This window comes from Micromonospora sp. WMMD1120 (assembly GCF_029626235.1).
In the GTDB taxonomy this organism is placed as follows: Bacteria; Actinomycetota; Actinomycetes; order Mycobacteriales; family Micromonosporaceae; genus Micromonospora.
This window is the reverse complement of the sequence record NZ_JARUBO010000005.1, coordinates 1,004,492-1,017,702: the sequence shown is the minus strand read 5'-3', so window position 1 is coordinate 1,017,702 and position 13,211 is coordinate 1,004,492. Positions and strand designations below refer to the sequence as shown.

At 74.5% G+C, this 13,211-nt stretch carries 9 protein-coding genes; 5 read left to right on the top strand and 4 right to left on the bottom strand.

What is annotated here, in order from left to right; translation table 11 throughout:
- The first annotated feature begins 4 nt into the window (after positions 1 to 4).
- The 5 genes from O7634_RS04840 to O7634_RS04820 all read left to right on the top strand — a co-directional run bounded on the left by O7634_RS04840 (position 5) and on the right by O7634_RS04820 (position 9,406).
- Positions 5 to 3,592 (top strand): ATP-dependent DNA helicase, encoded by a 3,588-nt coding sequence (locus tag O7634_RS04840; RefSeq protein WP_278148959.1) that lies wholly within the window; start codon positions 5 to 7, stop codon positions 3,590 to 3,592.
- Positions 3,593 to 3,599: 7 nt separating this feature from the next.
- Positions 3,600 to 6,983: an ATP-dependent DNA helicase gene (locus O7634_RS04835; protein WP_278148958.1), complete on the top strand. Its 3,384-nt coding sequence runs from the start codon at positions 3,600 to 3,602 to the stop codon at positions 6,981 to 6,983.
- Between the two features lie 226 nt (positions 6,984 to 7,209).
- Positions 7,210 to 7,413: a cold-shock protein gene (locus O7634_RS04830; protein WP_067374184.1), complete on the top strand. Its 204-nt coding sequence runs from the start codon at positions 7,210 to 7,212 to the stop codon at positions 7,411 to 7,413.
- Positions 7,414 to 7,635: 222 nt separating this feature from the next.
- Complete coding sequence (locus O7634_RS04825) at positions 7,636 to 8,949, top strand: DEAD/DEAH box helicase (protein ID WP_278148957.1); 1,314 nt, start codon at positions 7,636 to 7,638, stop codon at positions 8,947 to 8,949.
- Between the two features lie 256 nt (positions 8,950 to 9,205).
- Complete coding sequence (locus O7634_RS04820) at positions 9,206 to 9,406, top strand: hypothetical protein (protein ID WP_278148956.1); 201 nt, start codon at positions 9,206 to 9,208, stop codon at positions 9,404 to 9,406.
- Between the two features lie 455 nt (positions 9,407 to 9,861).
- Here O7634_RS04820 and O7634_RS04815 read toward each other — a convergent pair whose 3' ends face one another.
- The 4 genes from O7634_RS04815 to O7634_RS04800 are packed head-to-tail and all read right to left on the bottom strand — an operon-like array spanning position 9,862 to position 13,021.
- Positions 9,862 to 10,314: an Rrf2 family transcriptional regulator gene (locus O7634_RS04815; protein WP_278148955.1), complete on the bottom strand. Its 453-nt coding sequence runs from the start codon at positions 10,312 to 10,314 to the stop codon at positions 9,862 to 9,864.
- A gap of 1 nt (position 10,315) precedes the next feature.
- Complete coding sequence (locus O7634_RS04810) at positions 10,316 to 11,200, bottom strand: ABC transporter permease (protein ID WP_278148954.1); 885 nt, start codon at positions 11,198 to 11,200, stop codon at positions 10,316 to 10,318.
- Entirely contained in the window at positions 11,190 to 11,969 is a 780-nt protein-coding gene (locus O7634_RS04805) for an ABC transporter ATP-binding protein (RefSeq protein WP_278148953.1), read from the bottom strand. The genes O7634_RS04810 and O7634_RS04805 overlap by 11 nt, the downstream gene beginning before the upstream one ends.
- Positions 11,966 to 13,021, bottom strand: a complete 1,056-nt coding sequence (locus O7634_RS04800; protein WP_278148952.1) for an ABC transporter substrate-binding protein — start codon at positions 13,019 to 13,021, stop codon at positions 11,966 to 11,968. Before O7634_RS04800 ends, O7634_RS04805 begins: the two co-directional genes overlap by 4 nt.
- Positions 13,022 to 13,211: the final 190 nt, after the last annotated feature.

Here is a 13,211-nt window from a genome sequence, read left to right as displayed (position 1 = left end):
GCTGATGCGGGCGTACCGGTTGGTGCGGGGGTTTGCGGGGCCGGCGCTGGAGGGCGGCGAAGCGCCTGCTCGCAGCGCCGTGCCCGGCGCTGGCGGTCGGCTGGCCGACCCGGCGCAGGCGGAGATCGTCGGGCACACCGACGGGCCGATGCTCGTGCTCGGCGGCCCGGGCACGGGCAAGACCAGCACGCTTGTCGAGGCGGTCGCCGCGCGGGTGGCCGAGGGGGTGGACCCGGAACGCATCCTGGTGCTGACCTTCGGCCGTCGGGGCGCCACCGCGCTGCGTCAGCGCATCGAGGCCCGGATCGCGCGGGATGGCCACCGGGTGCTGCGCGAGCCGCTGGTGCGCACCTTCCCGGCGTACGCCTTCGGGTTGCTGCGCCGCGCCGCCGCCGAGCGGGGCGAGCCGTCGCCCCGGCTGCTCACCGGCCCCGAGCAGGATCTGATCATCCGTGAGCTGCTGGACGTGGTCGGCGAGGAGCCCGAGGACGACCCGGTCGGGTGGCCGGCCGACCTGCGCCCGGCCCTGCGCACCAGGGCGTTCGCCGGTCAGCTCCGCGACCTGCTGATGCGCGCCGCCGAACGGGGCGTGGGTCCGATGGAGCTGGCCCGGCTGGGCGACCGGCTCAACCGCGCCGACTGGCCGGCCGCCGCGCGCTTCCTCCGGGAGTACGTCGCCGTCCTCGCGTTGCGCGACGTCAGCAACCGGGGTTCCGTCGCGTACGACCCGGCCGAGCTGGTCAGGGCGGCCACCGGGCTGCTGCGTGACGACGAGGAGTTGCTGGCCGCCGAGCGTCGTCGACTCGCCCACGTCTACCTCGACGAGCTGGCCGACACCGACCCCGCCCAACTGGAGTTGCTCACGGTCATCGCCGGTGGTGGCAAACCGCTCGTCGCGTTCGCCGACCCGGACTCGTCGACGTACGCCTTCCGGGGCGCCGATCCGGCCGGGGTGACAACGTTCCCGCACCGCTTCCGGACGGCCTCCGGCGCGCCGGCCGCGCAGGTGCTGCTGACCACGTCGTACCGGGCCGGGCCGAATCTGCTCGCCGCGCTGGCCCGGCTGGACCGTCGGCTGCGTGGTCCGGCGGCGCACCGGCGGCTGCGCCCGCTGCCGGACGCGCCACCCGGAGTGGTGGAGGTGCACACGTTCCGCTCGGCGACGAGCGAGGCCGCCTGGCTGGCGCACGCGCTGCGCTCGGCCCACCTGCTCGACGGTGTGCCGTGGTCCCGGATGGCGGTGCTGGTGCGGTCCACCGCCCTGCACCTGCCCACCCTGCGGCGGGCGCTGCACGCCGCCGGCGTACCCACCGTGGTGCACGGCGAGGACCTGCCCCTGCACCTGCAACCGGCGGTCGCGCCGCTGCTGCTCCTGCTGCGCTGCGCCCTGGAGCCGGACCGGCTCGACGAGGAGGCCGCCGTCGCGTTGCTGCACTCGCCGCTGGGTGGCGCCGACCCGCTGGCCGAGCGACGGCTGCGGCAGGGCCTGCGGGCGCTCGCGCTGGCCGGTGGCGACCGGCGGTCGTCCGGTGAGCTGATCGTCGAGGCGCTGCGCGACCCCGCCGAGCTGGCCGGCATCGACCGGCGGTGGGCGGAGCCGGCGCAGGCGGTGGCCGGGCTGCTGGCCACCGCGCGTGCCGCCGCCGCCCGGCCGGGTTCGACGGCGGAGGATGTGCTCTGGGCCGTCTGGCACGCCAGCGGCCTCGCCGAGCGCTGGGCCGGCGCGATCAACCAGGGTCGGCCGGAGGCCGGCGAGGGGGACCTGTCCCGGCGACGGCGGGCCGAGGCGGCAGACCGCGATCTGGACGCCGTGCTGGTGCTCTTCGACGCGGCGGCCCGGTTCACCGACCGGCTGCCGGGCGCCCGCACCGAGGTGTTCCTCGACCACGTCCTGGCGCAGGACCTGCCGGCCGACACCATCGCGCCGACCGCCGACCGGGGCGCCGCGGTGCGCCTGCTGACCGCGCACGCCGCGAAGGGCCTGGAGTGGGACCTGGTCGCGGTGGCCGGTGTCCAGGAGGGCACCTGGCCGGACCTGCGGCTGCGCGGCAGCCTGCTCGGCTCCGAGCGGCTGGTCGACGTGCTGGCCGGCCGCTCGGTCGAGGGCTCGACGGTGGCGAACGTGGTGGGTCAGACGTCGGCGTTGCTGGACGAGGAGCGCCGGCTCTTCCACGTCGCCGTCAGCCGGGCCCGGCACCGGCTGCTGGTCACCGCCGTGGCGTCGGCAGCCGTCGGCGGGGACGACCACGAGGAGCAGCCGAGTCGGTTCCTGCACGAGTTGGGCGTCACCCCGCCGCCCAACCCGCCGGAGGCCGCCGGGCCGGCCGACCCACAGGCCGGCCCGCCGTCGAACGGTGGTCCCGTCGGTGGCGGCCCGCCCCCCACGCCCGGTGACGGCGACGGTACGCCCGCAAGCGGCGGCGCGGCGCGGGACGGTGGCGGTGCCCACGGTGACGGCGCGGCGCGGGACGGTGGCGGTGCCCACGGTGACGGCGCGGCGCGGGACGGCGGTGGTGCCCACGGTGACGGCGCGGCGCGGGACGGCGACGGTCACGACGCTCCGGTTCGGACCGGCGCGCTGCCGGTGACGCGTCCGCCCCGGGCGCTCACCCTGCCGGCGTTGGTGGCGGAGCTGCGTACCGCCGTCGTCGACCCGGCCGCCCCGGCGGTCCGGCGGCACGCCGCGGCGGCCGAGCTGGCCCGGCTCGCCGCCGCCGGGGTGCCCGGCGCGCACCCCGACGACTGGTGGGGGTTGCGGGCGCTCTCCGACGACCGGCCGCTGGTCGACGAGGGTGAGCCGGTGCGGGTCACCCCGTCCGCGATGGAGAGCGCGCTGCGGTGCAGCCTGCGGTGGTTGCTGGAGCGGCACGGCGGCAGCGGCCCGACCAGCACGGCGCAGGGCGTGGGCAACCTGGTGCACGCCGCCGCGATGCTCGCCGAGGACGCCAGCGCCGACCGGGGCGCGCTGCTCGACTACGTGGCCGCCCGGTTCGACGCGATCGAGCTGGCGGCCCGGTGGATGGCCGGGCCGGAGCGGGAGCGGGCCGAGGCGATGGTCGACAAGCTGCTGCGCTGGCTGGCCACCAACCCGCGTCGGCTGCTCGCCATCGAGCACGAGTTCGCGGTGCGCCTGGACGACCCGCGTCGACCGGTCGACCTGACCGGCCGGGTCGACCGGCTGGAGGTGGACGAGGCCGGGCGACTCGTGGTGATCGACCTGAAGACCGGCAAGTCCACCGCTGTCACCGGCAGCGACCTGGCCGAGCATCCGCAGCTCGGCGCCTACCAGGCGGCGGTGGAGGCGGGCGCGTTCGCCGAGTTCGGCGACGAGTCCGGGGGCGCCGCGCTGGTGCAGCTCGGCACGTCGGCCAAGGACGCCCGGGAGCAGAACCAGCCGGCGGCCAGCGAGGGGCCGGCGGCCGGCTGGGCGACAGCGCTGGTCCGGCGGACCGCCGATACGATGGCGGCCGCCACCTTCGCCGCGGTGGCCAACTCGAAGTGCCGGGTCTGCCCGGTGCGCACCAGCTGCCCGGTGTCCGGGCAGGGGCGACAGGTCGTCGAGCCGCCGACCGTCCGACGTCCGGAGAGCTGATGACACAGTGACCCAGCCCACCCTGTTCGGCGCGGGTCCCGCGCCGACGCCCCGCCGGGCGGACTCCGGCCCCCGGTACACGCCGGTGGAGCTGGCCAAGCTGCTGCGGTTGCCGGCACCCACCCGGGAGCAGGCCGCGATCATCGCCGCCCCGGTGCAGCCGCTGCTCGTCGTCGCCGGGGCCGGGTCGGGCAAGACCGAGACGATGGCCGCGCGGGTGGTCTGGCTGGTCGCCAACTCGTACGTGCGGCCGGAGCAGGTCCTCGGGCTCACCTTCACCCGTAAGGCGGCCGGTGAGCTGGCCCACCGCGTACGCACCCGACTCGACCAGCTCATCCGCCGCCTCGGTCGGCAGGGCCGGGACCCGCTCGACGATCCGCTCGCGGGTGAGCCCAGCATCTCCACCTACCACTCCTACGCCGGGCGGATCGTCACCGAACACGGGCTGCGGGCCGGCTACGAGCCGTCCACCCGGCTGCTCACCGAGGCGTCCCGCTGGCAGTTGGTGGACCTGCTGGTGCGCAACTACGACGGCGACATGTCCGAGGTGGACCGGATGCCGAGCACCATCACCGACGCGGTGCTGGCGCTCGCCGGGGAACTGGACGAGCACCTTGTCGCTCCGGACGAGCTGGCGGCCTGGACGGGTCGGTTCTTCGCCGAGGTGCAGGCCCGGCCGGGCCGGGTGTACGCGGACGTGCGCAAGGCGCTCACCCTCCAGCAGACCCGGTTGCGCCTGCTGCCGCTGGTGCGGGCGTACGCCCGGCGCAAGGAGGACTTCGAGGCGATGGACTTCGCCGACCAGCTCGCCCGGGCGGCTCGGGTGGCCCGGGACCATCCGGCGGTCGGCCAGATCGAACGGGACCGCTTCCGGGTGGTGCTGCTCGACGAGTACCAGGACACCAGCCACGCCCAGGTGGTGCTGCTCAACGCGCTGTTCGGCGGCGGGCACCCGGTGACGGCGGTGGGTGACCCGTGCCAGTCGATCTACGGCTGGCGGGGGGCCAGCGCGGGCACCCTGGACCGGTTCCCGACCGAGTTCGCCCGCGCCGACGGTCAGCCGGCCCCGGCGCTCGGGCTCACCACGAGCTGGCGCAACCGCCCGGAGATCCTCCGGGTGGCGAACGCGCTCTCCACCCCGCTGCGGGCGGCCGGCGCCCGGGTGCCGGAGCTACGGTCCGCGCTGACCGTCCGGGAGCCGATCCCGCACCGCAGCCCGGGTGGCGCGGCCGGCGGCACCGTGCACTGCGCGTTGCTGCCCACGTACGCCGATGAGGCCGACTGGATCGCGGACAGTGTCCTGGCGGCCTGGCGCGGCGCGGCCCGGATGCCGGGCGCGGCGCCCGAGCACATCCCGGTGGCGCAGCGCCCGACGACAGCGGTGCTGGTGCGGGTGCGCAGCCAGATCCCGGCGATCGAGTCGGCGCTGCGCGAACGCGGCCTGCCGGTCGAGGTGGTCGGGCTGGGCGGTCTGCTGGACACTCCCGAGGTCCGGGACGTTGTCTGCACGCTGCGGGTGCTGGCCGACCCGACCGACGGCGCCGCGTTGCTGCGGCTGCTCACCGGCGCCCGCTGGCGGATCGGGCCACGCGACCTGGTGGCGCTGCACCGGCGGGCCCGGTCCATCGCCAACACCCGCCGGCAGGTGGCCGCCGACGACGAGACCGCGGAGATCAGCCCCGACCTGCTGGACGAGGCGACCCTGGTGGAGGCGCTGGCCGATCTCGGGCCGGCGCAGGCGTACTCGGCGGAGGGCTTCGCGCGGCTGCGCGCGTACGGCCGGGAGCTGGCGCTGCTGCGCTACCGGCTGGACCAGGCGCTACCGGACCTGATCGCGGACATCGAGCGGACCATCGGCCTGGACGTGGAGGTGGCGGTGCGGGCCGGGCGGGACGGCGCCGGCGACGCCGGCCTGGCCCGGGGCCACCTGGACGCGCTGGGCGACGTGGCGGCCCGGTTCAGCGGGGAGACGCCCGGCGCGACGCTCTCCGGCTTCCTGTCCTACCTGGCCGCCGCCGAGGACGAGGAGCGCGGTCTGGCGCCCGGCGAGGTGGAGGTGGTGGAGGGCGCGGTACAGGTGGTCACCGCGCACGCCGCCAAGGGTCTGGAGTGGGACGTGGTGTCGGTCGCCGGGCTCAGCCGTGGGCTGTGGCCGGGGCCGGTCCGCAACTCCGACCACTGGCTGGGCGGGTTGGGTGTGCTGCCGTTCCCGCTGCGCGGCGACGCCGACGGGTTGCCCGAGCTGGCGCTCGACGAGGCCACGGACCAGCGCGCGGTGGCGCGGGCGGTCACCGACTTCACCGACGCGTGGCGGGCGCACGACGAGCGGGAGGAGCGCCGGCTGACGTACGTGGCGGTCACCCGGCCACGCCGGCTGCTGCTCTGCTCCGGCTACTGGTGGGGGGAGGGCACGAAGCGACCGCGCGGCCCGTCGGTCTTCCTGCGCGAGGTGTACGACGCGTGCCTCGACGGCGGGCCGGGGCACCTGGTCGACGCGTGGGCGCCGGAGCCGACCCCGGACGCGACGAACCCCACCGCCGAGGTGGTGATCCGTGCGGAGTGGCCGTCCGATCCGCTGGGCGGTCGGCGTCCGGCGCTGGCCGAGGCGGCCGCGTTGGTACGCCGCGTGCTGACCGACGGTCCGGCCGCGCTCGCCGGTCCGGTCGGTCCCCTAATGGAGGCGGAGGTCGACCCGGAGGTGGCGCGCTGGCGGCGCGAGGCGGATCTGCTGCTCGCTGAGCGGGCCGAGCTGACCCGGCTCTCCGGCGCGGTCGAGGTCGCGCTACCCGGCCAGTTGAGCGTCACCCAGCTGGTCGCGTTGCGCCGTGACCCGGCGGCGCTGGCCCGTACGCTGCGCCGGCCGGTGCCTGTCGAGCCCAACCCGTACGCCCGCCGGGGCACCGCCTTCCACGCGTGGTTGGAGCAGCGCTTCGGCGCCGACCGACTGTTGGACCTGGACGAGCTGCCAGGCGCGGCCGACGCCGACGCGGCGCCCGACGAGGCGCTGGTCGAGCTTCAGGAGCGGTTCCTGGCCAGCGAGTGGGCCGACCGGGTGCCGGTCGAGGTGGAGGTGCCGTTCGCCACGGTGATCGCGGGAGTGGTGGTGCGGGGGCGGATGGACGCGGTCTTCGCCCGCCCGGGTGGACGCTTCGACGTGGTCGACTGGAAGACCGGAGCGCAGCCCACCGGCGCGGCGGCCGAGGTGGCGGCCGTGCAGTTGGCCGTGTACCGGCTGGCCTGGGCGGAGTTGGCCGGTGTACCCGTGGACCTGGTGGGAGCGGCGTTCCACTACGTCCGGCACGGGGTGACGGTCCGACCAGCCGACCTGCTGGATGTGGCGGGGCTCACCGCCATGATCGCCCAACTGCCCGAGGATTCCGCCCTACATTGACCGCTCCGGGGAGGGCCGTGATAGGTTGACCGGGTTGCAGTTTTGGTTACCAGAGACTCTGTGTGCGCCTGGCGGGATTGTGGCCCCAGGCGCTCTTTGTTGTGTCCGGAGTTCTCCGGGCGGGGCGACCAGAAGCGACAGGCGATTCGCGCATTCCCGCGCGGAGCGCTCCTCTTCGGGCGCGCAACACGTGCGCGTCCGACGTTCCGTCAAGGAGACGAAACACATGGCTATTGGCACCGTGAAGTGGTTCAACGCTGACAAGGGCTTCGGCTTCATCACCCCGGACGGCGGCGGCGCCGACGTCTTCGCCCACTTCTCGGCGATCCAGACCTCCGGCTACCGGAGCCTGGACGAGAACCAGCGGGTCGAGTTCGAGGTGACCCAGGGCCAGAAGGGCCCGCAGGCGGAGAACATCCGCCCGCTCTGATCTTCGGATCGGTCGGCATTACCTGTCGCGCCCTCCGGGTGTGACGGTGACGGGACCGGCCCGCCCCGCCGTCGCCTGCCCCGCGCAGGTGGCGGCCCGGCGGCGGGCCGGCCCGTACTCTCTTCGGTTCGTGCTTGTGAGTCCTGGCGGTCCTGTCCGCCGGTGACAGCGCCGACGTCGGCGCCCTCCCTCGACACGTGCCGCGTCGAGGAAGGCTTCCGCATGACCACAGTTGTTCCCTCCTTCGCCCATACCGGTCTGGCCCCGGCGCTGCTCGCCGCGCTGACCGCCCAGGGCATCACCGAACCGTTCCCGATCCAGTCGGCGACGCTGCCCGACGCGCTGGCCGGGCGGGACGTGCTGGGTCGGGGTCGCACCGGCTCCGGCAAGACCCTCGCCTTCGGGCTTCCGCTGCTGTCCCGTACCGCCGGTCAGAAGGCGCGGCCGGGCCGCCCGCTGGCCCTGGTGCTGGTGCCGACCCGGGAGCTGGCCCAGCAGGTCACCACCGCGCTGGCCCCGTACGCCCGCGCGGTCGGGTTGCGCTGCGCCACAGTCGTCGGCGGGCTGTCGTTGCAGCGGCAGGCGGACGCCCTGCGTGCCGGCGCCGAGGTGGTCGTCGCCACCCCCGGCCGGCTGCACGACCTGATCAACCGTGGCGACGCCCGCCTCGACCAGGTCGAGATCACCGTGCTCGACGAAGCCGACCAGATGGCCGACATGGGTTTCCTGCCGCAGGTCACCAAGCTGCTGGAGCAGGTCGCGCCGCAGGGGCAGCGGATGCTCTTCTCCGCCACCCTGGACGGCGGGGTGGACCGGTTGGTCCGCCGCTTCCTGAGCAGCCCGGTCACCCACTCCGTCGACCCGGGCACCGCCACCGTCACCGCGATGACCCACCACGTGCTGCACGTCGACGCCGTCGACAAGCCCGCGGCGCTGACCCGGATCGCCGCCCGCGAGGGCCGCACCATCCTGTTCATGGGGACCAAGCACCGCGCCGACCGGCTCGCGCGGCAACTGCTGGCCAAGGGGGTACGCGCGGCCGCGCTGCACGGTGGCAAGTCCCAGCCGCAGCGCACCCGCATCCTGGAGCAGTTCCGCACCGGTCAGGTGACCGCCCTGGTCGCCACCGACGTGGCGGCGCGGGGCATCCACGTGGACGGTCTGGACCTGGTGGTCAACGTGGACCCGCCGACCGAGGCGAAGGACTACCTGCACCGCGGTGGTCGTACCGCCCGTGCCGGCGAGCCCGGCACTGTCGTCACCCTGGTCCTGCCGGAGCAGCGCCGTGACGTCTCCCGACTGATGGCCACCGCGGGCATCCGGCCGGAGTCGGTCCAGGTGCGCTCCGATGACGAGGCTCTGGTCCGGGTCACCGGCGCCCGGGAGCCCTCCGGCGTGCCGGTGACGATCGTCGCGCCGCAGCCGCAGACGCCGCGCAGTCGTGCCGCGAGCGGCGCGGCAACCGGGGGTGGCGGCCGGCCGGCGCACCGCGCGTCGGGTCGGTCCCGCCGCCCGCGCCGCCCCCGTACCGCCTGATCGTCAACACCTCCACCGACCCGTTCCGCCTCGGCGGAACGGGTCGGTGGCGTCTACGGGGTCCCACCCGTCGACGGACCGTCGTGCGGCTCATCCGGCCGCGCCGACCGGGCAGGTGTCCGGGCCGTACGGCCCACGGTCCCAGTCGGTAATCAGCTTCACCTTGGTCGGCTGGCCGACTGTGTGCGGGCGGGCCGTGCTCGAAGCTGACCGACGGGGGACGTCGGGCGGGGGGCCCGGCGCGGGAGGGGTGACCATGGCGGGCGGAGCCGGCTCGGGTGCGCTGCGCGAAATGATCCTGGTGCTCGCGGTCGCGCTCGCCGGACTGTTGCTCGCCATGGTCGCGGCCTTCGCGCCCTGGCACGCCTCCCCGCTGGGCAACGCTCCCGCCGGGTTGGTGGAGATGCGCAGCCCCGGCGACACGGGCCCCGGCCCGACGGTCGTACACCAGGGCTGACCGGCGACCGACTGACCGGCGCCGGTTGAGGGGCAGGCCCGGTCAGGGGTCGGTACGCGATGTGGCCGGGTCGGCGGGGCACCGACCCGGCCACATCGCACCACACCGCACCCCTGCCCAGCCCCCCGCCCGTCCCGCGCCTGCCCCGCCCCCGCCCCGCGCTGCGCCCCTGCCCCGCCCCGCCCCGCGCCGTGCCCGCCCCGCCCCGCCCCGCGCCGTGCCCGCCCCGCCCCGCCCCGCGCCGTGCCCGCCCCTCCCTTCCCCGCCGATCTTGCAGTTCCGGTTGTCGATGTGCGGGTTTACGCCCCTTATGTGAGCGCAGAAAGTGCAAGATCGCCGGGGCGGGGCGGGGCGGGGCGGGGCGGGGCGGGACGGGGCGGGCGCGGGGCGGGGCAGGCCTGGGGGCAGGGCCAGGCTCGGGGTCGGGCCAGGCTCGGGGTCGGGTGGGGTCGGAGTTAGGGGTGAGGGGTGGGGGTTGGTGTTTGGGTGAGCAGGTTGGCCAGGGTGGTGTGGTCGACCACCGTGGCGATCGCCCCGTGCACCGCCAGCCAGACGTCGGTCAGGCCGGCGGCCACGCCGTGGTAGCCGGCCCGCTCGGCGGGTAGGCCGCGCACTGTCGTGAGCGAGCCGCCCACCGCGCGCAGCACGTCCCCGACGGTGATCTTGTCGGGCGGGCGGGTCAGGGCGTAGCCGCCGTCTGCGCCGCGATGACTGTGCAGCAGACCCGCTCGGCGCAGGTCGAGCAGGATGCCCTGGAGGAAGCTGAGCGGGATGTCCTGCACCTCGGCCAGGCTGGCCGCCTTCACCAGCTCGCCACCGTTGTCGCCGTCGCCACCGCCGGAGGCGACGGCGGCGGCGACGGCGAGCATCGCCCGGAGCGCGTAGTCGCTGCGCGCGGAGACGAACACGTTACTGACCAGCCTGGTCCAGCACGCCCCAGCGGCGCCGGATCGCCTTGTCCGCCGCGCCGAACGCGGCGTCCACCACCAGTCCGAGCACCAGGATCACGATCATGGTGGAGAGCAGCCAGGGCGCGTCGGACAGCTCGCGGGAGTAGGTGAGCTGGGCGCCGAGCGAGGTCTGCGAGATGCCGACCACGAGCAGCTCACCGGCCATCAGGCTGCGCCAGGAGAACGCCCATCCCTGCTTGAGGCCGGCCACGATCGCCGGTAGGGCGGCCGGGGCGATGACGTACCGGTAGAGGTTGAGCCCCCGGGCTCCCAGGTTGCGGCCGGCGCGCAGCAGCAGCGGCGGCACGTAGTCCACCCCGGAGATCACCCCGTTGGCGATGGACGGCGCCGCGCCGAGCACCACCACGAAGAAGATCGCCTTCTCGCTCAGCTCGAACAGCAGGATCGCCAGCGGGAACCAGGCGATGGACGGCATGGTCTGCAACGCGGTGATCATCGAGCCGATGGCGGCGCGCAGCACCGTGGACCGGGCCACCGCGAGGCCCACCAGCAGACCGACGGCGACCGAGAAGACGTACCCGACGGCGGCCCGGCGGAGCGTCGTGAGCAGGCCGTCCCAGAGCTGCGGGCCCTGGGCCTGTGCCACCAGCTCGCGGCCGACCTCCAGCGGCCCGGGCAGGGAGTACGGCGGCTTCCAGCCGGACAGGACCACGAGCTGCCAGGCGGCGATGGCGATGGCCAGCGCGGCGAGCTTCGGCCAGGTGGCGGCCCAGATCCGGGCGCCCCGGGAGACCTCCTTGTCCCGGCCGGCGATCTCCAGCGCGTCGAGGCCGCTGATCTCCGCGTCGGTACGCGTCGAGCTGGTGAGGGTGTCACTGGCCATGGCGGCCCACCTCCGTACGGAGCCGCTCGGTGACCTCGGCGGCGATGGCGGCGACCTCGGGGGAGTCGATCCGGCGGGGGCGCGGGATGTCCACCTCGGTGGAGTAGATGATCCGGCCGGGTCGGCTGGAGAGCAGGATGATCCGGTCGGCCAGCCGGGCCGCCTCGCGGACGTTGTGCGTCACGAAGAGCACCGACAGCCCGCGTTCGGACCAGATCCGTTCCAGCTCGTCGTGCAGGATGTCCCGGGTCATCGCGTCCAGCGCGCCGAACGGCTCGTCCATCAGCAGCACCGGAGTGTCCAGGGCCAGCGTGCGGGCCAGCGCGACCCGTTGCCGCATCCCGCCGGAGAGTTCGTGCGGGCGCTTGCGGCCGAAGTCGGCCAGGTGCACGGTCCGCAGCAACTCGGCGACCCGCTCGCGCCGCTCGGCGCGGGGCAGCCCGCGCAGCTTGAGGGGCACCTCCACGTTGGCCTCGACGGTCAGCCACGGGAAGAGCGCCGGTTCCTGGAACATCAGGCCCGGGTTGGCGTCGCCGGCCAGCGTGATCTGCCCACCGCTGACCCGGTCCAGCCCGGCCACCAGGTTGAGCAGGGTGCTCTTGCCGCATCCGGACGCGCCGACCAGGCAGACGAACTCGCCGGGCGCGACGTCCAGCGACACACCGTCCAGGGCCAGGACGGCGCTCGTCCCACGTCCGTACACCTTGGTCACCCCGGAGAGCGCGACCGCTGTGGTCGCGCTCCGCGGCGTCGTCGTGGTCGACGTCATGGCTGGACGACCTCGGGCTTGCCGGCGGCCTTGAGGGCATTGTTGAGGTAGGTCAGGTCGTACAGGCCCTTGAGGTCGACCGGCTCGGTCAGGTTGACCTCGACGGCGTGGTCGAGACCGGCCTTGAGCGAGGTCGGGATCGGGTCGTTGGTGAACTCCAACGTCGGCCACGCCTGCTTGATCAGCTTGAGGTCCAGCGGCTTGCCGGTGATCTTGCCGATCGCGTCGGAGATGGCCTGCTGGGCCTCGTCCGGCTTGGTGTTGACGAACTCGTTGGCGGCCACCTGGCCGTCGACCAGCTTCTGCACCACGTCCGGGTGCGCCTTGAGGAACTTCGTGCTGACCAGCAGGTTGGTGATGACGAACTTCCTGTCCGGCCAGAGGTCGCGCTCGTCGACGAGCACCCTGCCGCCGGCGTTGACCAGGCGGGACACGAACGGCTCGGGCACCCAGGCGCCGTCGATCGTGCCGCTGTTGAACGTCTCGATCGTCTGGGCGTTCTCCTGCGGCACGATCTTGACGTCGCCGCCACCCTCCTTGGTGGTGGTCAGACCCTGCTGCTTGAGCCAGTACCGGACCGCCACGTCCTGGGTGTTGCCCAGCTGCGGGGTGGCGACCTTCTTGCCCTTGAGGTCCTGCGGGCCGTTGATGCCCGGCTTGACCACCAGCGCGACGCCGCCGGAGGCCGCGCCGGAGATCACCCGGACGGCTTCGCCCCTGGACTTCGAGAACGCGTTCACCGTCGGGTTCGGGCCGATGTAGGTGGCGTCCAGCGCCCCGGAGAAGACCGCCTCGATGGCGGCCGGGCCGGCGTTGAAGGTCTTCGGGTCCAGCTTGACGTCGCTGCCGAGCTTCTCCGCGAAGATGCCCTTCTCCACGCCGACGACCGCCGGCGCGTGGGTGATGTTGGGAAAGTAGCCGAGGCGCAGCGTCACCCGGCCGGAGTCGCCACCCGCGCTGTCGTCGCCGCAGGCGGCGGTGCCAAGGGTCGCCGCGCCGAGGGCGGCGAGGGTGGCCAGGGTGGTCAGTCGGCGCAGAGGGAGCCGTCTCATCGTCCGTCCAATCCGCAGTATTCCTACTTGATTGGTAGGAAGAGTGGGTCAGCCTGCGGTCAGCGTCAAGCCCCATCCACATGCCAGGATCAGGCGGCTCAGTTATGTCGGTATTTCCTACCAGTTTGCTGGGGTAGGCGGCGATCGGTGAACGGTGACGAGGCCGCGTCGCGATGGACGCGCCCGGCGG